The organism is Arthrobacter sp. zg-Y769 (assembly GCF_020907405.1).
GTDB lineage: Bacteria > Actinomycetota > Actinomycetes > Actinomycetales > Micrococcaceae > Arthrobacter_B.
Genome location: NZ_JAJJOE010000008.1, coordinates 1 through 23068 on the forward strand (window position 1 = coordinate 1; position 23068 = coordinate 23068).

The 23068-nt window shown below is 67.0% G+C and carries 20 protein-coding genes; 1 reads left to right on the forward strand and 19 read right to left on the reverse strand.

Annotated features, from left to right (window positions below; translation table 11 throughout):
• Window positions 1–89: 89 nt before the first annotated feature.
• From LOC60_RS06655 to LOC60_RS06740, 18 genes are all read right to left on the reverse strand, one after another.
• Complete coding sequence (locus tag LOC60_RS06655) at window positions 90–818, reverse strand: polyprenol monophosphomannose synthase (RefSeq protein ID WP_230023791.1); 729 nt, start codon at window positions 816–818, stop codon at window positions 90–92.
• Window positions 819–1312: 494 nt separating this feature from the next.
• Window positions 1313–2959, reverse strand: a complete 1647-nt coding sequence (locus LOC60_RS06660) for an amidohydrolase (RefSeq protein WP_230023793.1) — start codon at window positions 2957–2959, stop codon at window positions 1313–1315.
• Window positions 2960–3005: 46 nt separating this feature from the next.
• Window positions 3006–5855, reverse strand: coding sequence for a DEAD/DEAH box helicase (locus LOC60_RS06665; protein WP_230023795.1), 2850 nt, complete (start codon window positions 5853–5855; stop codon window positions 3006–3008).
• A 71-nt stretch (window positions 5856–5926) separates the two neighbouring features.
• Complete coding sequence (tatC, locus tag LOC60_RS06670; RefSeq protein ID WP_230023797.1) at window positions 5927–6754, reverse strand: twin-arginine translocase subunit TatC; 828 nt, start codon at window positions 6752–6754, stop codon at window positions 5927–5929.
• A gap of 5 nt (window positions 6755–6759) precedes the next feature.
• Window positions 6760–7071, reverse strand: a complete 312-nt coding sequence (gene tatA / locus LOC60_RS06675; protein ID WP_230023799.1) for a Sec-independent protein translocase subunit TatA — start codon at window positions 7069–7071, stop codon at window positions 6760–6762.
• Between the two features lie 32 nt (window positions 7072–7103).
• Complete coding sequence (locus LOC60_RS06680) at window positions 7104–7439, reverse strand: hypothetical protein (RefSeq protein WP_230023801.1); 336 nt, start codon at window positions 7437–7439, stop codon at window positions 7104–7106.
• Between the two features lie 43 nt (window positions 7440–7482).
• Window positions 7483–9453: a helix-turn-helix transcriptional regulator gene (locus LOC60_RS06685; protein WP_230023823.1), complete on the reverse strand. Its 1971-nt coding sequence runs from the start codon at window positions 9451–9453 to the stop codon at window positions 7483–7485.
• Between the two features lie 97 nt (window positions 9454–9550).
• Entirely contained in the window at window positions 9551–9946 is a 396-nt protein-coding gene (locus tag LOC60_RS06690; RefSeq protein WP_230023825.1) for an FKBP-type peptidyl-prolyl cis-trans isomerase, read from the reverse strand.
• Between the two features lie 36 nt (window positions 9947–9982).
• Complete coding sequence (locus LOC60_RS16290) at window positions 9983–10960, reverse strand: FKBP-type peptidyl-prolyl cis-trans isomerase (RefSeq protein WP_230023827.1); 978 nt, start codon at window positions 10958–10960, stop codon at window positions 9983–9985.
• Window positions 10961–11109: 149 nt separating this feature from the next.
• Window positions 11110–12471: a Pup--protein ligase gene (gene pafA / locus LOC60_RS06700; RefSeq protein WP_230023829.1), complete on the reverse strand. Its 1362-nt coding sequence runs from the start codon at window positions 12469–12471 to the stop codon at window positions 11110–11112.
• The gene (prcA, locus tag LOC60_RS06705; protein ID WP_230023832.1) at window positions 12471–13211 is read right to left on the reverse strand and encodes a proteasome subunit alpha; all 741 of its coding nucleotides are present in this window, start codon (window positions 13209–13211) and stop codon (window positions 12471–12473) included. The genes pafA and prcA overlap by 1 nt, the downstream gene beginning before the upstream one ends.
• Before the next feature lie 2 nt (window positions 13212–13213).
• Complete coding sequence (gene prcB, locus LOC60_RS06710) at window positions 13214–14038, reverse strand: proteasome subunit beta (protein ID WP_230023834.1); 825 nt, start codon at window positions 14036–14038, stop codon at window positions 13214–13216.
• 3 nt (window positions 14039–14041) lie between these two features.
• Entirely contained in the window at window positions 14042–14242 is a 201-nt protein-coding gene (locus LOC60_RS06715) for a ubiquitin-like protein Pup (RefSeq protein ID WP_230023841.1), read from the reverse strand.
• A 40-nt stretch (window positions 14243–14282) separates the two neighbouring features.
• Complete coding sequence (gene dop, locus LOC60_RS06720) at window positions 14283–15878, reverse strand: depupylase/deamidase Dop (RefSeq protein ID WP_230024475.1); 1596 nt, start codon at window positions 15876–15878, stop codon at window positions 14283–14285.
• 14 nt (window positions 15879–15892) lie between these two features.
• Window positions 15893–17650, reverse strand: a complete 1758-nt coding sequence (gene arc, locus LOC60_RS06725) for a proteasome ATPase (protein ID WP_230023843.1) — start codon at window positions 17648–17650, stop codon at window positions 15893–15895.
• Window positions 17651–17755: 105 nt separating this feature from the next.
• On the reverse strand, window positions 17756–18811 hold the full coding sequence (locus LOC60_RS06730) for a tRNA (adenine-N1)-methyltransferase (protein WP_230023845.1): 1056 nt from the start codon (window positions 18809–18811) through the stop codon (window positions 17756–17758).
• A 77-nt stretch (window positions 18812–18888) separates the two neighbouring features.
• Window positions 18889–20043 carry a site-2 protease family protein gene (locus tag LOC60_RS06735; protein WP_230023847.1) on the reverse strand — a complete coding sequence of 385 codons (1155 nt, stop codon included), beginning with the start codon at window positions 20041–20043 and terminating at the stop codon, window positions 18889–18891.
• A complete protein-coding gene (locus LOC60_RS06740) occupies window positions 20040–20768 on the reverse strand; it encodes an HAD family hydrolase (protein ID WP_230023849.1) in 729 nt (242 codons plus the stop codon). Before LOC60_RS06740 ends, LOC60_RS06735 begins: the two co-directional genes overlap by 4 nt.
• Before the next feature lie 103 nt (window positions 20769–20871).
• Here LOC60_RS06740 and LOC60_RS06745 point away from each other — a divergent pair, with 103 nt between their 5' ends.
• On the forward strand, window positions 20872–21756 hold the full coding sequence (locus tag LOC60_RS06745; protein WP_230023850.1) for a PAC2 family protein: 885 nt from the start codon (window positions 20872–20874) through the stop codon (window positions 21754–21756).
• Window positions 21757–21772: 16 nt separating this feature from the next.
• Here the strand turns inward: LOC60_RS06745 and mshC are convergent, their stop codons facing one another.
• Window positions 21773–23053 carry a cysteine--1-D-myo-inosityl 2-amino-2-deoxy-alpha-D-glucopyranoside ligase gene (gene mshC, locus LOC60_RS06750; RefSeq protein ID WP_230023853.1) on the reverse strand — a complete coding sequence of 427 codons (1281 nt, stop codon included), beginning with the start codon at window positions 23051–23053 and terminating at the stop codon, window positions 21773–21775.
• Window positions 23054–23068: the final 15 nt, after the last annotated feature.

Below are 23068 nucleotides of genomic sequence, written 5' to 3' on the forward strand. Positions count from 1 at the left end.
AAAAAACAAAAAACCACCAAACAAAAACACCCCCACACCACCCGGCGGGGCCCCCCCCCCCCCCCCCCCCCCCCCGCTTTGTGTTTAACTCAGCCGCGTCCGGTGAGCTTCTGCCAGCGGGCGGTGAGCCCCCAGCGGGTCACGTTCGCCATCGCCTCGACCACAATGTTGCCGCTCATCTTGGAGTCACCGAGTTCACGCTCAACGAAGGTAATCGGCACCTCGGTGATCGACAGGCCCTGGCGTGCCACACGGAATGTCATGTCCACCTGGAAGCCGTAGCCTACGGATTCGACGGCGCCCAGGTCCAGCTGCTCGAGGGTGCCGCGGCGGAAGGCCCGGTAGCCGGCGGTGATGTCGCGGACGGGAATGCCCAGCATGAACCGCGAATAGGTGCTTCCGGCGCGGGAAAGCAGCTTGCGGTGAAGCGGCCAGTTGACCACGGAACCACCCGTGACCCAGCGGGAACCGATGACGAGGTCCGCGCCTGCCTTGGAGGCTTCCAGCAGGCGGGGAAGTTCCTCCGGGCGGTGCGAGCCGTCAGCATCCATTTCGACCAGAATGTCGTAGCCGCGTTCCAGGCCCCAGCGGAAGCCGGCGATGTAGGCCGCCCCGAGCCCTTCCTTGCCCTTGCGGTGCAGCACGTGCACCTTCGGGTCCTGCGCGGCGATCTCGTCGGCGTAGGCACCGGTGCCGTCCGGGCTGTTATCGTCCGCAATCAGTACATCCGAATCGGGAACTGCGTCCCGCAGCCGCTTCAGGGTGATGGGCAGCGACTCGATCTCGTTGTAAGTGGGGATGATGGTCAGGACACGCACTCGGTAAGCCTTTCAGCGGACGCACGCCGCGGTGTTCGCGGCCGGGACGGGGTTACTCCCCCGGCAGACTATCCAGTATATGGGAGTATGCGGCGCCGCGGGTCAGCTCAGTGCGCCCCCAGGCAGCGCAACCGGGCGGGTCCAGCCGTCTTCGGGCCAGTTCCGGCGCAGTGCCGGCCCTGTTTTCTACTGACGGTTGAACCCACCCGGTTGTGTAATGCTGGACCCGGTGACCGGCACCCGGGGAGCATTTCCTCCGGTGCGCGTAGGGCGGGCCATGGCAGCACAGTCCCGGCGAGACAGCCCGAAGCGCTGCCTGGAAAAAGATCCAGGACAGCGCCCGGCATACCTCAAAAAGCCGGTCCCGACTACGTTCCTCATAGCCTACGTGCTGGCGGGCACCTGTCAATAAGCCCCCTGACTAGGACGTTTACATGTCCATGCAGGTCAGGGGCAGTGCCGGGCGAGCCGGGTCAGGCAGGTAGTTTTGCCGTTCAGGCCCGATCCGGAGCACGGTAGAGCTCCCGGCCGTTATGGACCGTGCGCAGGCAGCGCGGCTCGTCGCCGTTGTCCAGCGCGGGCAGCAGCGGTGTTCCGGCGCGCGGATCCGTGCTCCACGCAGAGACGTTGGCATCCGGGGTCTGGACCATCAGCTCCTGCACTTCCCAGACGGCGAAGGACGCCGGCGCTCCGGCGGCCAGCTGGCCCCGCATGAAGTTCCTCTCCCCGGCCGCACGCCAGCCCGCCCGGGTGTGCCCGATAAACGCAGCCCGCGCCGAGACCCGCTCCTTCGGGTTGGAATGGAAAACGGCGGCACGCACCCCGGACCAGGGGTCCAGCGGGAGGACGGGAGTGTCCGAGCCCAGTGCCACCGGCACACCGGCCGAGAGCAGCGAAGCCATGCGGTTCATGCTCTCCCGCCTATCCCCCAGCCGCTGTTCGTACAGACCGCCGGGATGGCCCCAGGCAGCATCGAAGCCCGGCTGCAGGCTGACGCTGACGCCGAAGCGCAGCAGCTCGGCGATGGCGGCGTCGTCGGTCAGCTCCGCGTGCTCCAGCCGGTGGTGGGCTGCCCGGACAGCGGCTTCCCCCACCGCATCGGCAGCGAGGCGCAGCCCGGCCAGTGCCGTGTCCATCCCTGCGTCGCCGATAACGTGGAAGCCGCCCTGCAGCCCGGCCTTCGTCAACAGTTCCAGGTGCCGCCCCACCTGCTCCGGGGTCAGGTACAGGGTTCCGGTGGTGTCGGGCCGGTCCGTATAGGGCTCACGCAGTGCAGCGGTCCGGGCACCGAAGGATCCGTCAATGTTCAGGTCTCCGGCCAGTCCCAGGAGCCGGCCCTCGAAAAAGTCCACCAGCCCGGCCACCTGGGCCTCGGTTTCCACCAGCTGGCCCCAGTACGGGAGGATCTGCGGAAGTGCCTCCTCGTGCAGGGGGCCGTCCAGGCCCAGCAGCACGCGCAGGTCTTCCGGGGGTGCAATGTGGGGTGCGGCCATTTCCGCAACGGCCACCACGCCCCGGGACGCCGCATGCTTCAGGGCCGCGAGCTGGAACGCGCGGCGCTGGCCCGGATCGGCGTCGCGCGCTACCGTGCGGGCGGCGTCGTGGGCGGCGCGGACAACGAAGCCGTTGTCCCAGCCGTCGTATTCCTGCAGCCGCAGTTCGGCGGCCAGCGTGCCGGAGACTGCAGCACAGTGCACGTCGGAGCGGGAGAGGTAGACCGGCCGGTTGCCCGAGGCGGCGTCGAGCTCGGCAGCGGTGGGTGCGCGGCGTTCCGGCCAGCGTGACTCGTCCCAGTTGGAACCCAGGATCAGGCCGGAGGTTTCGGAGGCGTGCCGGCGGACCGTGTCCAGCAGGTCCTCAAGGGAGGTGCATGCGCTCAGGTCCAGCGTGGCCAGGGACATACCCAGCTCGGTGGTATGGACGTGGGAGTCCACGAATCCGGGGGCCACCAGTGCGCCCTGCAGGTCCACCACGTCCATTTTGCTGTCCTGGATGGAGGTGGCGGCCTGCTCCGAGCCCACCCAGGCGACGGTGTCGCCGTCGACCAGCATTGCGGTGGCAAAGGGATCGCCGGCGCTGTAGACCGAACCGTTGCGGTAGAGCGTCAGGGTGCGGGCGCTCTGGATGGGACTGCCGTTCAAGGACTCACCTGTTTTCTGTAGGACGTTGCGGGTTGGGGGCGGCGGATCAGTCGCCGACGTTGGAGTAGGCGACGACGCCGCGCCGCACCAGGGAAATGGCGTCCAGGAAGCGGCGGCGCATGCCGGGCGGCAGGTCCGGGACCTTGGCCAGCTGGTCCAGCAGGTCGATCACCTGCTTGGCCCAGCGGACGAAGTCCCCCGCAGCCAGTTCGGTGCCGTCCAGGGCGACCCGCAGGTGCTTGCCCTTGACCCACTTGTACATGGGCCAGACCAGGCCGAGTTCCGGTTCCCCGGTCTGCGGCAGCCGGGACGCCTCTTCCAGATCGGTGAGTTCGGACCACTGGCGGATGACGGTGTCCACTGCCGATTCCAGGGAAATGCTCGGCATCTTGGGCCGCAGCCCGCGTTCCTCGCGTTTGGCCTGGTAGACCAGGGCGGTGGCCAGGCAGGCCAGCTCGGCGGGGTCGAGGTCATCGAAGGCGCCGTTTTCCAGGGAGAGGGCCACGAGCAGGTCCTTTTCGCCGTAGATCCGCCGCAGTTTCTGTCCGGCGGGTGTTACGGCGTCCAGCCCGGACTCATCCGGGGCAACGTACCCGTAGCGGGTGAGCACCTCGCAGACCCGGTCGAAGGTCTTGGCAATGGTGTTGGTGCGGCCCCGGATCTGTCCCACGAGGTTGTCGGTTTCCCGGCGCAGCTTCCACCAGCGCTCAGCCCAGCGGGCGTGGTCTTCACGTTCGCTGCAGCCGTGGCAGGGGTGCGCGCGCATCTTCCGGCGCAGCTCGGCGATCGCCTTCTCCTGCCGCTCCGCACCCGCCGTGAGCATGGCATTCGCGCGGGCCGACGCCGGCCGCGGCGGCCGGTGGTCGTGCAGGGCGTTGCGCAGCGAGGAGGACAGGTCGCGCCGGTCCTTGGGCGAGCGGGCGTTGAAGGATTTCGGAATGCGGATGTGCGAGACCGGCTCAAGCGCGTCATCGAGATCGGCGGCACTGATGCGCCGGATCTGCTTGTCCTCGGTCAGGATCGCAGGCCGCACCTCGCGGGCGGAGGCATCCACGTCCAGCACGACGGCGTGGCCGGAGTTCCGGCCGCCGGGAAGAAAGACAATGTCCCCCGGACGCAGGTTCTCCAACGACGCGGCGGCGTAACTGCGCCGGTTCCGGGCTTTGGTCTTGGACGCAGCGGTCTCCAGGTCCGAGAGCTGCCGGCGCAGGGCGGCGTACTCGTTGAAGTCCCCGAGATGGCAGGTCATTGCCTTCTCATAGCCGGCGAGAGATTCCTCACGGGACCGGACCTGCTTCGCCAGGCCGACGACGGAGCGGTCCGCCTGGAACTGCGCGAAGGAGGACTCGAGGATCTCCCGGGCCCGTTCCCTCCCGAACTGCGCAATCAGGTTGATGCTCATGTTGTAGGTGGGCCGGAAACTGGAGTTCAGCGGGTAGGTGCGCCGCGACGCCAGTCCCGCCACGGCCGCCGGATCGGTGCCCGGCTGCCAGAGGACCACGGCGTGGCCCTCGACGTCGATCCCCCGGCGTCCGGCACGGCCGGTCAGCTGGGTGTATTCACCGGCGGTGATGTCGACGTGCGCTTCGCCGTTGAACTTGTCCAGCTTTTCCAGCACCACCGAACGCGCCGGCATGTTGATGCCCAGGGCCAGGGTTTCGGTGGCGAAGACCGCGCGCACCAGCCCGGCGGCGAACAGGCGTTCCACCACTTCCTTGAAAGTGGGCAGCATCCCGGCGTGGTGGGCGGCGAAACCGCGCACCAGGCCTTCGCGCCAGGTCCAGAAGCCGAGAACCTCAAGGTCTTCTTCGGGGATGTCCTGGGTGGCTTCGTCCACCACGCGGGCAATTTCCCGGCGTTCGTCTTCGTCCGTCAGCCAAAGCCCCGAGTCCACGCACTGCCGGACGGCGCCCTCGCAGCCGTTGCGGGAGAAAATGAACGTGATGACGGGCAGCAGGCCGTTGCGCTCCAGCTGGGCGATGACCTGGGGGCGGGAGGCCCGCTGGATGCGCGTGATCGGCGGGCCGCCATGCCCGCCGGGACGTCCGCCGCGGGAGGAATCACGGCGGCCGCCGCGGGAGGAACCGCGCGGCCCGCCCCAGTGGCCGCGCTGGCTGACGCGGGACTCGGCGCGCGCCAGTTCCATCAGTTCGGGGTTGACCCGGTAGCGTTCCTTGATGCCCGGCTGCTCATCGGCGGCCTCGTCGAAGGACACATCGGATTCGAACAGGTCGAAGATGTCGCGGCCCACCATCACGTGCTGCCAGAGCGGAACCGGCCGGTGTTCGGAGACCACGACGTCGGTGTCGCCGCGGACAGTATCCAGCCAGGCGCCGAATTCCTCCGCGTTGGACACGGTTGCGCTGAGCGAGACAACCAGGACATCGGACGGCAGATGGATAATGACTTCCTCCCACACCGCCCCGCGGAACCGGTCCGCCAGGTAATGCACCTCGTCCATCACCACGTAACCGAGGTCCATGAGGGTATCCGAGTTGGAATAGAGCATGTTCCGCAGCACTTCGGTGGTCATGACGACGACGTCGGCGTCCGGATTGATACTGGTGTCACCGGTCAGCAGGCCCACCCGGTCGCTGCCGTAGGCTGCGGCCAGCTCGCTGTACTTCTGGTTGCTCAGCGCCTTGATGGGCGTGGTGTAGAAGGCCTTCAGGCCCTGCTGCAGGGCCAGGTACACGGCGAACTCCCCCACCACCGTCTTGCCGGCCCCCGTGGGAGCGGCCACCAGGACGCCGCGGCCGGCTTCGAGGGACCGGCAGGCCTCGGACTGGAACGCGTCCAGTTCGAAGCCCAGCGACTGCTCGAAGACCCCCAGTTGCGTCTTGGCATGTTCGGAACGTTGTTTTGCGGCAAGGTACCGCTCCGAAGGAGAAGTCATGGATCCAGCCTATGCGCTGCGCCCGCCCCCGGACGCCATATCATCGGTGGGCGAACGCGCACCCCGGGGCCCTACAGCTTGTCGATAGGGGTTGCCGTGTCGGCGTCGGCCTCGACGGCGGCTTCCCGGGCGGCCTGCTTCCGGGCGCGGCGGCGGTCATTGATCAGGCAGATGCCCACCGCCAGGGCGAACAGCGCCAGCAGGGGCGCGGCCAGGTAGAACATGCTCAGCGCGTCGGCGCCGGGGGCGGCCATGGCAGCAAAGAGGCAGATAAGGAAGACCGTGATCCGCCAGTACTTGATGATGGTCCGTCCCGACAGCAGGCCGGCCAGGTTCAATCCGACCAGGAACACGGGGATCAGGAACGCAATGCCGAAGGCCAGGAGGAGCCGCAGCACGAAGGCCAGGTAGACCGATGCGGTGATGACGTTCGAGCCGCCTTCGGGCGTGAACTCGGTCAGTACCCGGACCGCCTGGGGCAGGATCAGCCAGGCGAGGTAAACGCCGCCGATGAACAGCGGCACCGCGGCGGCCAGGAAGCCGAGGGCGGCACGGCGCTCCTTGCTTTTCAGGCCCGGGGTAACGAACGCCCAGGCCTGGTAGAGCCAGACCGGACTCGAAACCAGCAGGCCGATGAAGACCGAGACCTGGATCATCTGGTCGAAGGGCGTCGCGACGCCTTCGAAGTTGATGGTGGTGAACCGGCCGTCGGCGTTGCCCGCATCCAGGAGCGGCCGGGTCAGCGCCTCAAAAACGGGCAGGTAGAGGAAGAACCCGCCAACGGTTCCCAGAAGGACGGCGACGCCGGATTTGAAGAGCCGGTTGCGGAACTCCCGCAGATGCTCTTTGAGGGCCATCCGCCCTTCGGGGTTGGATTTGCGCCCTTTGCGCAGCGCCACGGCTGCTAGCGGCTGGTTGGCGGGTTACCCGCAGAATCCGGGGAAGCCCCCGGAGTGCCGGACGGCGGGGTCTGCCCGGGGAAGAACGTCTGCTCGGCTGCCTTGGTGTGCGGCTCGGGGTGCACTACCTTCCCCTCCACCGGATCGGTGGCAGCCGGAGTTGATGAAGGGCTTTCATCCTTCATCTGGCGCACCTCGGATTTGAAGATGCGAAGGGACTGCCCCAGGCTCCTTGCCAAGCCCGGAAGCTTCGGAGCGCCGAAGAGCAGAATGGCCAGTACAACAATGACGATGATTTGCCAGCCTTCAAGCCTCATGGCGGTGTCCTTTCGTTGGAGAATATTCTATGTCAGAGTTCCGGGAAATCCCGCCACGCCCGCGGCTGCCCCTTGGCAATGCGGCGCTCGATGCGGCGTTGGCGCCGGGCCTCGCGGCGGGCGGTTTTGCCGGCGTCGTAGGCCCTGCGCGCCTCGGCCGGCTCCGTGAAGATGCCGGCGGGTTCCTCTTCCAGGACGGTGGACGGAACAGTGTCCCGCGGCTGGAAGGACAGCTTCGCAGAGGCAGCTTCGAATTCCCGGAGAATCCCGAGGAACCTTTGGAAGAGCCGGTAGCCGATCAGGGCGTAGAAGGCCGCGGCGCCTGCCGCTAGGGCAAACCAAATGAGTATCCAGGACCACCAAGGCATACTCCCAGCATAGTGGAGTCTGCCTGCCCGGACGGACCGGGGGCTAGGCGGAGGGATAGTTCCCGGCGGCCTCCTCCAGCCAGGCCAGGGTGGCGTGCCGCAGATCGTCCGGTGCTGCAACTGCGGCGGCTCCGCCCAGCTGCGCCGTGAACGCCGGGATCCAGCCGGCATCCGCCGTGCGCAGTTCCACAGCCGTCCGTCCGTCCGGCAGCGGGGCCTGCCGCTCGGCGTCGTAGGCCTCCGCCACCCAGAGGGCCGCGGGTTCCAGGACCAGCGTTACCCTCAGGTCCAGCGGACCCGGCGTGAAAAGACTGGCGGGGAACGCGGCCCCGGGCTCCGGCGCATGGGTCAGTGCCGGACCGGTGTCCCGCACGCCGTGGATGCGGTCCACGCGGAAATTGCGGGGGGCTTCCGCCCGGTGGCACCACGCTTCCAGGTACCAGGTGTTGTCCACCGAGAAGAGCCGCCGCGGGTCGACGGTGCGCAGGGTCACTTCGTCGCGCCGCGGCACCAGGTAGCGCAGTTCGAGCTGGCGCGTGCCGGTGATGGCCTGCTGGAGTTCGGCCAGGACGGTGCCCCCGGCTGCATCGTCCAGGCGTGCCGCGACCGCGGTTCCGACGCCGCCGGCCTCCCCTGCCGCCTCGGTCAGCTTCTCCAGGGCGCTGGCTACGGGGGCGGACGCGCCGATGCCCGGCAGCGCCGAGAGCGTGTCCAGCCCCACGATCAGCGCCGCGGCTTCGTCCATGCCGAAGCGCACCGGCTCGGAAAGGTCCTCGGCGTTCTCGATGTAGATCCTGTCGTCCTCGAAGCTGACGTCCATCAGTCCGTTGGGGTAATGCCTTGGCCCGCTCACGAACAATAGGTCCAGGTCCTTTCCCAGCTGTTCCTTGCTGACGCCGAAGGCAGCGGCGGTCTCGTCCATGTCTGCGCCCTGGTTCGCCAGCACATACGGCACCAGGTCCAGCAGGCGGGTGAGGTGGTCCTGGGCCCCGGAGGCCGGGCGGCGTGCCGGGGCGGGGGCCTCGGCCAGTTCGAAGCCCGGCAGCGGCACGCGCTGGGTGGCCAGGGCACGCGAAAGGGCGGTGCGTACGGCGTCCACATATTCGGGCGGGTCGACGGCGACGGCGGCTGCCCCCAGTGCCGCGGTGTCCGCGGCCAGCGCGTCCAGGTCACGGACCCGCAGGTGCAGCCGGTCCCGGCCCGCAGTGCCGGCTTCGACGGATTCTGCCTGCTGGCGCAGGGCTGCCCCGGAGCCGGGGCGTACATCCACCACTGCCGGCTGCGGAACATACACGTCATCCAGGGAAGCGAGCGAGGTGTCGATGTCAAAGCCTGCCGGGACGGTGTAGGTGCCGGGCCGCAGCCGGACCGGGCCCTCCATGCGTGAAAGCCGGAAGATCCGTTCGGCTCCGCGGTCCAGGTCGTAGCCCACCAGGTACCAGTGTCCGAAGCGGCTGCCCATGCCCCAGGGCTGGACCTGCCGGACGGACTGCACCGTGCTGCCGACCGGGCGGTAGCCGAAGGTCACCGGTGTGCGGGTGGTGGCCGCACGCCAGATCTCATCGAAATGCGCATCGTTGGTGCGGATGCTGGGCTGGAGGGGGATGGTGCCGGCGTCGTCGGGCAGCACGCCCCGGGCGGAGAGCTTGCGCAGGGCGCGGGCGGCGGCCGAGCCCAGCGAAGCCTGGTCCCACATGCGGGCGGCCAGGGTGAGGACGGCGGATTCCTCGGGCGTGAACCGGACGCCCGGAAGCCGGTAGGCATCCTGCCGGATGCGGTAGCGCTGGGTGGTGTTGTCCTCGAACAGGGTCTCTTCGCTGTAGGACTCCACCGGGATCCCCTGCTCGCGCAGGAACGCCTTGTCCCGGTCAAAGAGCTTCTCCCGCGCGTCGGCGGTGGAGGCTTCCGAGTACAGTTCAATCTCTTCGAACAACTCGTGCTTGGTAAAGCCCCTGCGCGTGGACAGCAGCGCAATGACGAGGTTCAGCAGGCGTTCGGTTCTCTTGGCGGACACGGGAGCTAATCTACCTTCCTTCCGGGCCGCGACATGCGAAAGGGCGGAACCGCCGTCCTAAGTGACAGCGGTCCCGCCCTTTTGCAGGAGGTGCGGATCAGCGGACGCCGAGCAGGTCCACTACGAAGATCAGCGACTCGCCCGGGGCCACGGCGGAACCGGCACCCCGGTCGCCGTAGGCCATGGAGGAGGGGATTTCCAGCCGGCGGCGGCCGCCGACCTTCATGCCCAGCAGGCCCTGGTCCCAGCCCTGGATAACCTGGCCGACCCCCACGCGGAAGTCCAGGGGCGCGCCCCGGTTCCAGGACGCGTCGAACTCTTCGCCGGTGGAGAAGGCTACGCCCACGTAATGGGTGGAAACCGTGTCTCCGACCTTGACCTCCTGGCCGTCGCCGACCACGAGGTCCTCAATGACGAGGTCAGTGGGCGCATCGTGGGCCGGGAAATCGATTTCCGGCTTCTGGCGGTCGTATTCGCGCTTTCCGAATGACATTGGTGCTCCTTGTGTCTGTTGGGTCAGGTGTTAAGGCTACTTGACTTCCTTGATGTCCACGACGAAGACCAGCGGACCTCCGGGGCTGGTGCCGGTGGCGGGATCGCCGTAGGCCAGTTCGGACGGCAGGACCAGCAGGACCTTGGAGCCGGCCTTCTGTCCTTCCAGCCCGTAGGTCCAGCCCGGAATAACGTTGCCCAGGGGGAACTCGGCGGGTTCGCCGCGTTCGTAGCTGGAATCAAAGGTGGTGCCGTCCCGCAGGCTCACGCCGAGGTAGTCCGCCACGACGGTGCCGGTGGATTCAAGCGCCGGACCGTCGCCTTCTTCAAGGACCTTCACGACCAGGCGCTCCGGCTCCTCGGCGCCTTCCGGGACGGTGATGGACGGGGTTCCGTCTTCGGCGAAGGAAACTTCGGGCAGCTTTCCGTCGGCCTCGAGGGCTTCGACGTCTTCACTGCTCATCAGGAGGGTGCCGTCGGCGTCCCGGGAAGCGGCTTCGTCCGGCGTAAGGGTCGGGACGGTGTCCTCGGCGCTCAGCAGGTTCAGGATCATCACCTGCGTGGGCTGGTCGCCGCTGCCGGCTGCGTCCTGGGCATCAGGGAAGGCGTAGGCAATCTGGGAGCCGACCTTGGTGCCGAGCAGAACCTCGTACAGCGCCGGGTCCTGCTCCTTGAGCGAATCGTTTACGGCAAGTGAAACGGCATCCCGGGCATATGTGTCGCCCAGGACACTGGCATCTTCGGCGTTCAGTGCCACGAACTTGAAGCTGACGCTCTGCCCCTCGGCAACGGGTTCGCCGTCGCCCGTGTGGACTACCTTGGCGGAGCCTTCAGTGATGTCCAGGGGTGCCTCGAACTCGACTTCGGGGGGTGTTTCCTGGTCCTTGACTGTGACCTTTACGGAATCAAATACACCTTCCTGGCCGGCTTCCTTGCCGGAGGAACCGGCGTCGCCGCCGGAGCAGGCGGTGAGGAACAGCAGGAAGGGCAGGAGGATGGCTAGTACTTTACGCACACTACTTCTTTCAGTGGTGGACAGTGAGCAGGGCGGCCCTTGGCGGCTGCCGGTGTTTCCGGGCAGGTCTACGCCGCGCGGCCGCAACTGCCCCAGACTAGCCGGTCCGGCTGGATGAAGCCTAGGTACGCGCGGAGGCGGCGGTCAGGTCAGAGGGTGGACAGCAGCGCCTCGACCCGCTCGTCGACGGACGCGAACGGGTCCTTACACAACACCGTCTGCTGGGCCCGGTCATTGAGCTTGAGGTGTACCCAGTCCACCGTAAAGTCGCGGTTGGCGTTCTTGGCGCGCCGCACGAAGTCGCCCCGGAGCTTCGCCCGGGTAGTCTGCGGCGGCTGGTCCACGGCTTCCTTGATGTCGCTGTCCTCCACTACGCGGGCCGTTTCCCCGCGTGCCTGCAGCAGATAGAACAATCCGCGGCGCCGGGAGATGTCATGGTAGGTCAGGTCCACCTGGGCCAGGCGGGAGGACGACATCTCGAGTCCGTGCCGCTCTCCGTACCGGTCCACCAGCTTCTTCTTGATGGCCCAGTCGATCTCCGTATCGATGCCGGAATGGTCGCCGGATTCGATGGCGTCCAGGGTGCGCTGCCACAAATCGACCACCCGGCCCACGTGCCGGTTATGCTCCCCGTTGGCTGCTACGAAGTCCTGGACCCGCTGCAGGTAGATGCGCTGAAGGTCCAGCGGCGTCATGGTTGAACCGTTGGCCAGTTTCAGCGGCTGCCGCCCGGAGAGGTCATGGGAGGTTTCCCGGATGCTGCGGATCGGGTTTTCCAACCGCAGGTCCCGCATTAGCACGCCGGCCTCGATCATCCGCAGCATCAGGTCCACGGACCCGGCCTTGAGGAGCATGGTGGTCTCGGACATGTTGGAGTCGCCTGCAATCACGTGCAGGCGGCGGTAGTGTTCGGCGTCGGCGTGCGGCTCGTCCCGGGTGTTGATGATCGGCCGGGACCGGGTGGTGGCCGAGGACACGCCTTCCCAGATGTGGTCCGCCCGCTGGGAAAACGCATAGAGGGAACCGGATTGTGTCTTGAGTACCTTGCCCGCGCCGACCAGCAGCTGGCGGGTCACCAGGAACGGAATAAGGACATCGGCCAGCCGGGAGAACTCGAGCCGGCGCGGAATGAGGTAGTTTTCGTGGCTGCCGTAGGAGTTGCCGGCGGAATCGGTGTTGTTCTTGAAGAGGTAGACGCTGCCGTTGAAGCCTTCGGCCTTCAACCTGTCCTCCGCTTCCCCCACCAGGTCCTCCAGGATGAGCTCGCCGGCCCGGTCGTGCGCCACCAGCTGCGCCAGGTCGTCGCACTCTGCGGTGGCGTACTCCGGATGCGACCCGACGTCGAGGTAGAGACGCGAGCCGTTGGTCAGGAAAACATTTGATGAGCGGCCCCAGCTGACAACCTTGCGGAAGAGGTAGCGGGCTACTTCCTCGGGGGAAAGGGGACGGGAATCGGGGCCGGAATAGGCGATGCCGAATTCCGTTTCCACCCCGTAGATCCTGCGGTCCATCAGTCTCCTTCCGCGCTGGACAGCAGACGGTCCAGCTCAACGGTGTTTATCCTGCGGAACGCCCTGACGGTGCCGCGGGAGGACAGCGGGTCCCGGTCCAGGACGGCTACCTCCAGCAGTCCGGCACCCAGGGGTTCGGGCCCCTGTCCGTTGCCGGAACCGTCCGCTGACCGTGTGGCGGAAAGGGCCGAAACCGCCGTCCGGATGGCAGAGCCGAAATCCGCGTCCTGGTTCCAGGTCCGGCTGAGGGCTTCATTGACTATTTCGGCCTGTCCGCCCATCACGGTGTAGTTGCTTTCATCCGCAATCGAGCCGTCGAAGTTCAGGCGGTACAAGCGGTCCGAATAGGGGTCCTCCCCCACCTCGGCCACGGCCAGCTCGACTTCGAACGGTTTTCCCTCGGTGGTGAAGACCGACCCGAGGCTTTGTGCGTAGACACTGGCCAGGGCGCGGGCCGAGACGTCGTCGCGGGAATACGAGTAGCCGCGCACATCCGCGAACCGGATGCCCGCCTGGCGCAGGGACTCGAACTCGTTGTATTTCCCGACGGCGGCGAAACCGATCCGGTCGTAGATCTCGCTGAGCTTGTGGAGGGACGGTGACGGATTCTCCGCGACCAGCGCGATGCCTTCCCGGCAGGTCAGCACCACCACCGACCGCCCCCTGGCTATGCCTTTCCGGGCGAAGTCCGCCCGGTCCTTCATCAGCTGTTCGGGTGAGACGTAGAACTGCTGGGTCACGGCTACGCCTCCAATCCGGCAGCTGTGCGCCGTGAGATGAGTTCACGGGAGAGCTCCTGCAGTTCCCGCTCGGGGATCTCCCGGTTGCCCGCACTGTTGACCACGTAGACCACCGGCCAGAGCCGCCGCACCATGTCCGGGCCGCCGGTGGCCGAATCGTCGTCGGCCGCGTCGTAAAGGGACTCCACGGCCACCCGGACCGCGTCCTCCTCGTCCAGGTTGGGCTGCCAGAGTTTCTTCAGGGCGCCGCGTGCGAACACCGACCCCGAGCCGACGCTGTGGTGCTCGTATTCCTCATACCGGCCGCCGGTGACGTCGTAGGAAAAGAGCCGCCCCGCCCGCCGCTGGGTGTCGAACCCGGCAAAGAGCGGGACCACGGCCAGTCCCTGCAGCGCCAGCGGAAGATTGGAGCGCACCATGGCCGCGAGCCGGTTGGACTTGCCGTCCAGGCTCATGGGCGTTCCTTCGATTTTTTCGTAGTGCTCCAGTTCCACCTGGAACAACCGGATCATGTCCAGGGCGAGCCCGGCCGTGCCGGCTATCCCGAGTACGGAGAAGTTGTCCGCGGGGAAGACTTTCCTGATGTGCCGGCTGGCGATCATGTTGCCCATCGTGGCACGCCGGTCACCTGCCATCAGGACTCCCCCTGCGTAGGTGAGCGACACGATGGTGGTGGCCTGCGGGGCCAGCTCGCCCGCCGAACCGTGCGACGCCGGTCCGAGGGAACGGGAGGACGGCAGCAGTTCGGGGCGGTGGCGGGAGAGGTGGTCGGTAAAGGAAGAGGACGGGGCTTGGTGGATGGAGGCGGCGGGGTCCCGGGGGGCCATCCGTTACTGACCGCCCTTCTGGATGAAGCCGCGGACAAACTCTTCGGCGTTGCTCTCCAGCACGCCGTCGATCTCATCCAGGAGGTCGTCTACGCCCTCGGTCTCGGCGGAGGCTTCGGTCTCAGCTGCGGGGGGAGTAACGGCCTCGGTTTCTTCTTCTTCGACGGGATGCGTTCCGGTGGTTTTGCGGTCCTGGGTTGCCATGATGCCTAGCCCTTTCTTGCCCGGGGGTTGAATCCTAGTCCTATGGTGCCACGGCGGCGTCTGAACCGGTCAGGAGTCTGGTGACAAAATCCTCCGCATCGGCAGATGCGTTGAACAGTTCCTCGGTCAGCGCCCGGGTACCGCGGAGCGGCTCGCGGGTGGGGATCCGCTGGAGCCGCCGACGGGAGGGAAGCTCGAAGATGATCGAGTCCCAGCTTGCCCCGATGACCTCCTTCGGGAACCGCTTGAGGCAGTTCCCGCGGAAGTAGGCCCGCGTGTCGTCCGGCGGGGAGCTGACGGCACGCACAATCTCTTCGTCGGTAAGCACCCGTTCCATCTGCCCGCGGGCAGCCAGCCGGTAATAGAGTCCCTTCTCCGGGCGCATATCCGAGTACTGCAGATCCACCAGATGCAGCCGGGCGTCGGACCAGGCCAGCCCGTCGCGCTCGCGGTAGGCCTGCAGCAGCTTCAGTTTCGCCACCCAGTCCACGGAAGCCGCGGCCTCAAGCGGGTCGCGCTTCAAGGTGCCCAGCAGTGCGGACCAGCGCGCGAGGATGTCCTCGGTATCCGCGTCCGTGCCGCCGCCGGCCCGGGAATGCGCGGCTGCTGCCTCGAAATAGATCTCCTGCAGGTCCAAGCCGGTGACCATCCTGCCGTCCGTCAGTTCCACCAGCTGTTCCAGCGACGGGTCGTGGCTGATGGCCTGCAGTGCTCCTACCGGGTCGCGGAGCTCGACGGCGGGGGCGGTACCGGCTTCAATCATGGACAGGACGAGCGAGGTGGTGCCGATCTTGAGCAGGGCGGATACCTCGCTGAGGTTGGCGTCCCCGATGATGACGTGCAGCCGCCGGTACTTTTCCGCCACCGCGTGCGGCTCGTCCCGGGTATTGATGATGGGCCGGCGGATGGTGGTTTCCAGTCCTACTTCCGTTTCGAAGAAGTCCGCCCGCTGGCTCAGCTGGAACCCCTGGCGCTGGTTGTTGGTGCCGATGCCCACCCGGCCGGATCCCGCGATGACCTGGCGGGACACGAAGAACGGCACGAGGCCGCTGACCAGTGCCCCGAACGGGACGCTGCGCGGAACCAGGTAGTTTTCGTGCGAGCCGTAGGAGACGCCCTTGTTGTCGGTGTTGTTCTTGTACAGGTTGACCGGTGCGAATCCGGGCATCCTGGTGATGTGCCGCATCGCGGCCAGCACCACGGCGTCGCCCGCCTTGTCCCAGAGCACGGCGTCACGGGGACGGGTCACTTCCGGGGAGGAGTACTCGGGATGGGCGTGGTCCACGTACAGGCGCGCACCGTTCCCCAGGACCATGTTCATCAGCACCGGGTTATCCTGCGTCTGCTCCCCGTAGAGGGCAGCCGGGCCGCTGCCCTCCATGGCGATCTGTTCGGCATCCAGCACCGGAGGTTCATCCGTGAGCTGGGTGGGATCCGCCGCGGCGCGGGGCACCGCGAATCCGCGGGCATCGTTCAGCGGCGCCTCGTCGGTGTAGTCCCAGCGGGTGCCGGACAGATTGCCCGCCCCGGTCCGCAGCGTGGCCGCGTACGCGTTGATGATCTGGCTGGAGAGGACGGTGGCGTTGGCGGACGGCAGGGACGGTGCGAGCACGCCGTACTCGGTTTCCGTCCCCATGACACGGCGGACGGTCACAGATACTGTCCCGGGTTGGCCGCCGTTTCGATGGTCCGGCCCGGTTCCTGGCCGGCCTTGCCCTGGACGATGGTACGGATGTAGGTGATCCGCTCGCCCTTCTTCCCCGAGATGCGTGCCCAGTCATCCGGATTGGTGGTGTTGGGCATGTCCTCATGCTCGCGGAATTCATCTACGACGGCGCGCATCAGGTGTTCGATGCGCAGGCCCCGCTGATGCAGCTGCAGCAGGTCCTTGATGGCGTATTTCTTGGCCCGGTCCACCACGTTCTGGATGACGGCGCCGGAGTTGAAATCCTTGAAGTAGAGCATCTCGGTGTCGCCGTTGGCGTAGGTGACCTCCAGGTATTCATTGGCCTTGTCTTCGGCGTACATCTTCTCCACTGTGCGGCGGACCATGTCGCTGACCGTTTCCACCGGATCGTAGCCGTGTTCCGCCAGGTCGTCGCGGTGCAGGGGCAGGTCCGGAGTGAGGTACTTCGCGAAGATTTCCGCAGCGCCTTCGGCGTCGGGCCGTTGGATCTTGATCTTCACGTCCAGCCGGCCCGGACGCAGGATCGCCGGATCGATCATGTCCTCCCGGTTGGAGGCGCCGATGACAATCACGTTCTCAAGCTTTTCGACGCCGTCGATCTCGCTGAGCAGCTGCGGAACAATGGTGGTTTCGACGTCGGAGGACACCCCGGTGCCGCGCGTGCGGAACAGCGAGTCCATTTCGTCGAAGAACACCACCACCGGGCTGCCGTCGGAGGCCTTCTCCCGGGCACGGCCGAAAATCAGCCGGATGTGGCGCTCGGTCTCCCCCACGTACTTGTCCAGAAGTTCGGGGCCCTTGATGTTCAGGAAGTAGCTGCGGGCACCGAGGGTGCCGGTCTGCTCCATCACCCGTGCCGCGAGGGCGTGCGCCACGGCCTTGGCAATGAGCGTCTTGCCGCAGCCGGGAGGGCCGTAGAGCAGGATGCCCTTTGGCGGCTTCAGTCCGTGTTCGCGGTAGAGGTCCGGATGCATAAACGGCAGTTCGACGGCGTCCCGGATCTGCTCGATCTGGGGGCCGAGCCCGCCGATGTCGGCGTAGGAGATGTCCGGAACCTCTTCGAGGACCAGGTTCTCCACTTCGCTGCGCGGAATCTTCTCCAGCGCGTAGCCGATGCGGGTGTCGACGGTGAGGGCGTCCCCCACCCGGACCTTTTCCCGGCCCAGGGGGCCGTTGAGCCGGACCACGCGTTCGTCGTCGGCCCGTCCGATCACCAGGACCCGGTCCGGATCCAGAAGCTCCTTCACCGTAAACAGTTCCCCCGCGCGTTCAAAGCCGAGGGCGGCAATGACGGTCAGGGATTCGTTCAGCAGCACCTCCTGGCCCGGGACTATCTGTCCCAGGTCCAGGAGGGGCGAAACCGCAACGCGGAGCTTGCGGCCGGACTGGATGATGTCCAGGCTTTCCTGCACGGCCGCGATGGTCGTTACACCGGGTTCCGCATCGCGGCGCCGGTTCACACCGATCACCGTACCGAAGCTGAAGGGCGTCGCACCCTCGTTCTCCAGGGCGTCCTTCAACCGGATAATCTCGGCTTTCGCGGTCTCCAGCATGGTGACGAGCCGCGCGTTGTTGTGGGTCAGGGCAGCGAGCTGCCGGTCCAGATTACGGAGTTTGTCCCGCAGGACATTCAGCTGGCGTGCTTCGGTGCCTGCTGCAGCCGCTGCGGACACAGGGCGGGATCCCCCGGTCCCGGGTCCAGCGTTTTCGGGTTCAGCCATGATACCGACCGCCTTCACGTAGCTCTGGGTCTGTCCAATGACAGTAACCCAGCGCTGCGGAAGATACACGGGGTCCGGCGTCTTGTGTTTAGCCGGTTACCCCCGCTATGGGGTGTCGGTTTCCTGCTGGAATTTTTCGGCGTTTTCGAGGGCTCCGCGCTGCACGGTGGAACTCGCATCCTTAGCCGCGCGGCGCAGCTTGTGGGCGGAGACTTCGCGCTCACCGACGGCGGCGGGAGTCCAGGCGTTGAGGTCCTCTTCGCTGAAGTTGGTTTTCGAAGCGCGGCGCTTGGCCACGAGCCCGGTTGCGCCTTCGGCAAGCCGGCGCGCGGTCAGCAGGAAGCCGGTGTGGGCCACCATGCGGTGGTCCGGACGAACGGCGAGGCCCTCGAGGTGCCAGCCGCGGACCATGGATTCCCAGCCGTCCGGCTCGGTGAAGCGCCCGTCGGCGCGGATGGCTTCCGCGGTGCGGGAGAGCTGGGTAACGGTGGCCACGTAGGAAATCCACACTCCGCCCGGGGCGAGCACGGTGGCTACGGCGTCGGTGCATTCCCAGGGGGCAAGCATGTCCAGGACCACGCGGTCCACGCTGCCGGGCTTTTCCGTTTTCACCACTTCATCCTGGAAGTCCCCAAGGGAGATGTTCCAGGCCGGGTGCGGCCCGCCGAAGAAGGTCTCCACGTTGCCGCGGGCGATCTGCGCAAATTCCTCGCGGCGTTCAAAGGAGTGCAGGCTGCCGTTGTCGCCGACGGCGCGCAGCAGCGAAATGCTGAGGGCGCCGGATCCGACGCCGGCTTCCACCACGCGTGCACCCGGGTAGATGTCCGCCATGGTGACAATCTGGGCGGCGTCCTTGGGGTAGACAACGGCGGCACCGCGGGGCATGGACAGAACGAAGTCAGAGAGCAGCGGGCGCAGGATCTGGTACTGGTGTCCCGCGGTATTGGAGACTACGGATCCTTCGGGCAGTCCGATAACGGTGTCATGCTGCAGGTAGCCGCGGTGGGTGTGGAAGGCGCCGCCCTCCGTGAGGGTGATGGTGTTGCGGCGGCCCTTCTCATCGGTCAGCTGGACCCGTTCCCCGGGCCGCAGCGGTCCCCTGCGGATTTCGGCGCCGTGGGGTGCAGCAGCGGTGGGCTGCTCCTGGTTATCGGAGTTCATGGTATTCCTTTGGTTCTCTTGCGGGATTGTGGGTGCCGGCGTTCTTCAGCCGGCGGGCGGTAAAAGCTGGAGGCGCGTCAGCGGCCGGGGCGGACGGTTTTTCCGGTGACGGCGGCGACGACGGCGTCCTGGCGCAGCAGGCCGGTGACCCTTCCGTCGCGGTCAATGACGGCGTATTCGCTGCCCTGCAGTTTCGCCAGGTACTGGACGAGTTCCTGTCCGGCTGCCGCTTCGGGAACGTACGCACCGGCCGCCAGCGGGCGGGCTACTGCGCTTACCAGCACCTGGCGGACCTGCTCGCCAGGAACGGAGGCTAATGCCCCGCGGTCCACGACGGCTTCCGGCTGGCCGGTGGCGGCGGTGAGAACCACCGCGGCTGCCGGATGCTCACGGGCCAGCTGGAGCGCCTCGGCAACGGCTGCTCCGCCGGGCAGGGACACCGCCGGTTCCATCAGGGCTCCGGCACTGACCTGCGGCAGGCGCAGCCGCACCCGGGCGTTCGAGATGGCGGCCCCTGCTCCCATCCAGAGGAAGCTGCATAGCAGGGCGGACAGCAGGACAAGGCTCAGTGAGGGCTCGTCTCCGCGGAGGTAGGGCGGAACAAGGACGGCTGCCAGGAGCAGGACCGCGATAATGCGTCCGGCCCAGCCGGCGGCAACGGTGCCGCGTTCCTGCGAGCCGGTGATCTTCCAGACCGCGCTTTCCACAATCCGTCCGCCGTCCAGCGGCAGCCCGGGCAGGACATTGAAAATGCCTATCAGCGCGTTGGCGGAAACAAAAATGAAGGTCACCAGCCACGCAACACTGTCCTCGGGGACGAGCTGCAGGACACCGAATCCGGCTGCCGCCAGCAGGAAATTGGCTGCCGGGCCGGCCAGGGCAACAAGCAGGGAACGTCCCGGGGTGGAGCGCAGGTCCCCGAACTGGGTGTGCCCGCCCCACAGGGTGAGGACGATCCTGGAGGTAGGCCAGTGGTAGGCCCGGGCGGTCAGGGCGTGCGCTGCCTCGTGGGCCAGGACCGAGAGCAGGAGCAGGATCGCATAGCCCAGGGCAACGGCAAAGGCGCCGGCGCCCAGCTGCGGGAAGGCTTCGCGCACCTGCGGCCCGAACACCGCCACGATCAGTGCCGCAATGAGGAACCACGAATACGCGAGGGTCACCGGTACCCCGGCAATGCTGCCGAGCGGGATGCCTTCCCGGCGTTCGGTTCCGGCTGGACCGTTGCTGCTCACCTGGCGGACTCCAGGACGGACCCCGGAAGCAGCCGGCGCAGCTGGTCTGTTCCGCGGCCGGCGAGGGACTCCCATTGATGCTCGAAGGCACCCGGCGGCAACGGAACGAAGTTCGGTACGGTCAGCGTCACCAGGCCGGCCGCCTGCGCAGAAGTAGCTCCGGGCAGGGAGTCTTCAATGGCGACCACCCGGGTCTTGTCCAGATCCGGAACCGACTTGGCAAGCGTGTCGAAGGCCAGCTGGTACGGCTCCGGGTCCGGCTTGCCTTGGCTGACCATGTCACCGGTCACCACAACGCCGAATGTCCCGGCGGGAAGTGCCTGGATGATTTCCCGCGCCAGCACCGGCTCGGACATCGTGACCAGGGCACAGGGGATGCCGGCTGCCTGCAGCTCGGTCAGCAACTCGCGGGCCCCCGGACGCCAGGGCACTTCGCGGCGGACCTGCGCGGCGACCTGCCCGATCAGCCGGTCGATGATCTCCCGGGTCGCCAGCGGAACCCCTGCCTGCTGGAGCATTCCGGCACTGGTTTCCAGCGCCTGGCCCACCATGGCCTCGGCCTGGGCATCCGTCCATTCGACGCCGTAAGCGGAGGTCAGCTCCTTCTCGGCGGCGATCCAGTACGGCTCGGTATCGACAATGGTGCCGTCCATGTCCCAGAAAACCGCCTGCAGTGCTGTGTCTGATCGGCTGCGGGAAGAATCGTCTGCGGTGAGGAGGGGCATGTCCTAAGTCTAAGGGGCGGTGGCAGCCGGTGTTTCTTTTGCTCTCCGCGAAGCGCGTGACCCGCTCCTGACATGCGGGGTGGACGGGGCTTAGTGTGAAGTGGTGAGCAATACCGAAGGCTTTGAAGCCACAGGCCTCCAGGAATTTTTTGGCGACGAGACGTCCCCCGAGCGCGTCACGGTGATGCTGGCCGCGTTCGAAGGGTGGAACGACGCAGGTGAAGCAGCCTCCGACGCCCTGAAATTCCTGAGCAGGCACTGGGACAGCGAAAAAATAGCCAGTATCGACGCCGACGAGTACTACGACTTCCAGTTCACCAGACCGTCCCTCAAACGGACGGCCTCCGGCGGCCACCGGATCAAGTGGCCCACCACGCGGATTTCCCGGGCCGAGGTTCCGGACAGCAACCTGGACGTCATCTTCGTTACGGGAGTCGAGCCCTCATACAAGTGGCGTGCCTACACTGCCGAGCTTATTGCCCTGGCCAAGGAGCTCGACGTGGACTGCATCGTCCTGGCCGGGGCGCTGCTTGCGGACGTCCCGCATTCCCGTCCCATTCCCGTGAGTGCTTCCTGCGAGGAGGCCGACCTGCAGGAAAGCCTGGGCCTGGAGCCGTCCTCCTACGAGGGGCCCATCGGCATCGTCGGCGTTGTGTCCGAAATGGCCGGCCTGGCGGACATTCCCTCCATTTCGCTTTGGGCCGCGGTGCCGCACTATGTGGGGCAGGCGCCCTCACCCAAGGCGCAGCTGGCTCTGCTGAACCGCATCGAGGAGCTGCTCCAGGCACCCCTGGACACCCATCTGCTGACGGAAGAGGCCGAAGCCTGGGAACGCGGCGTCGATGAGCTCGCCACGGAGGACCCGGAGGTTGCGGCGTATGTCCGCCAGCTCGAAGAGGCCAAGGACACCGCCGACCTCCCCGAGGCCAGCGGCGAATCTATTGCCCGCGAGTTTGAGCGCTACCTGAAGCGCCGCCGCCGGGACTGAGCGCCGGAACCGAGCCCTAGAGCTGGACGCCGAGCAGCGCGTTCAGCGCGGCGCAGACGAGTTCGGCTCCGGTCTGGGTTCCCGGGGTTCCACGAAGAGCTGCCGCGCCGGCCCAGGCGTCTACGGCGCGCAGCGCGGCCGGAGCATCCAGGTCATCCGCCAGTGCAGCGCGGATCTGCTGCAGGAGCGCGTCGGCGGCCTCGTCGTTGGTGGACTGCAGCGCACGCCGCCAGGAAACCAGGCGTTCCTCTGCAGCGCCCAGCTGGTCGGAGGTCCAGAACCAGTCGGTGCGGTAGTGGTGGGACAGCAGCACCAGGCGGATGGCGGCCGGTTCCACTCCCTCGGCCCGCAGTTTGGAAACCAGGACCAGGTTGCCCAGCGACTTGCTCATCTTCTCGCCGTCGAGTCCCACCATGCCTGCATGGGCGTAGTGCGAAGCCAACGGGGTGCCGCCGCAGGCAAAGGCGTGGCCGGCACTCATTTCGTGGTGCGGGAAGACCAGGTCCGAGCCGCCGGCCTGGACGGTAAAGGGGCGGGGCAGGAAACGCTGGGCAATGACCGAGCACTCGATATGCCAGCCCGGACGTCCGGTGCCGAGGCGGCCGCCGTCCCAGGACGGTTCGCCGGTGCGTGCCACGCGCCACAGCAGCGGGTCCAGGGCGTTGCGTTTGCCGGGGCGCTGCGGGTCTCCCCCGCGTTCGGCGAAGACCGGCAGCATCTGTTCGCGGGTCAGGTGCGAGACCTGCCCCAGCCACCAGGCGTCCGGATCGCCGTCGGCCAGCCGGGAGGCCGCATCGACGTCGAAGTAGAGGTCGCCGTCGGGCTCCTCGCCGGTGCCGGGGACCCGGTAGGCCAGGCCGCGGTCCATGAGGTCCTCCACCACGGGGACAATCCACTCCACGGCTTCGACGGCACCGATGTAGTGGTCCGGTGCCAGGACGTTCAGGGCTTCCATGTCGTCGCGGAAAAGCTGGGTCTGCTCCTGTGCCAGTTCGCGCCAGTCCGCTCCGGTGGCGTTGGCACGCTCGAGCAGCGGATCGTCGACGTCGGTGACGTTCTGGACGTAGCGGACGGTGTGTCCGGCGTCGCGCCACTGGCGGTTGAGCAGGTCGAACGCCACGTAGGTGGAGGCGTGTCCCATGTGGGTGGCGTCGTACGGGGTGATCCCGCAGACGTACATGCTCGCCTCGCCGGCGGGCCGCACGGCCACCAGGGCCTGCGCGGCCGTGTCATAGAGCCGGACGTCGTCCGACTTGCCGGGCAGGGAGGGCAGGGATGAAGATTTCCAGGCAATCACCCTTCCACTCTAACG

Coding starts and splice junctions, on each gene's coding strand:
- LOC60_RS06665 (WP_230023795.1), bottom strand. CDS start 5,855: ATGACTTCTCCTTCGGAGCGGTACCTTGCCGCAAAACAACGTTCCGAA.
- LOC60_RS06690 (WP_230023825.1), bottom strand. CDS start 9,946: ATGTCATTCGGAAAGCGCGAATACGACCGCCAGAAGCCGGAAATCGAT.
- LOC60_RS06715 (WP_230023841.1), bottom strand. CDS start 14,242: ATGGCAACCCAGGACCGCAAAACCACCGGAACGCATCCCGTCGAAGAA.
- dop (WP_230024475.1), bottom strand. CDS start 15,878: ATGGGGACGGAAACCGAGTACGGCGTGCTCGCACCGTCCCTGCCGTCC.
- LOC60_RS06740 (WP_230023849.1), bottom strand. CDS start 20,768: ATGCCCCTCCTCACCGCAGACGATTCTTCCCGCAGCCGATCAGACACA.
- prcB (WP_230023834.1), bottom strand. CDS start 14,038: ATGGCCCCCCGGGACCCCGCCGCCTCCATCCACCAAGCCCCGTCCTCT.
- arc (WP_230023843.1), bottom strand. CDS start 17,650: ATGGCTGAACCCGAAAACGCTGGACCCGGGACCGGGGGATCCCGCCCT.
- LOC60_RS06730 (WP_230023845.1), bottom strand. CDS start 18,811: ATGAACTCCGATAACCAGGAGCAGCCCACCGCTGCTGCACCCCACGGC.
- LOC60_RS06680 (WP_230023801.1), bottom strand. CDS start 7,439: ATGCCTTGGTGGTCCTGGATACTCATTTGGTTTGCCCTAGCGGCAGGC.
- tatA (WP_230023799.1), bottom strand. CDS start 7,071: ATGAGGCTTGAAGGCTGGCAAATCATCGTCATTGTTGTACTGGCCATT.
- pafA (WP_230023829.1), bottom strand. CDS start 12,471: ATGGACCGCAGGATCTACGGGGTGGAAACGGAATTCGGCATCGCCTAT.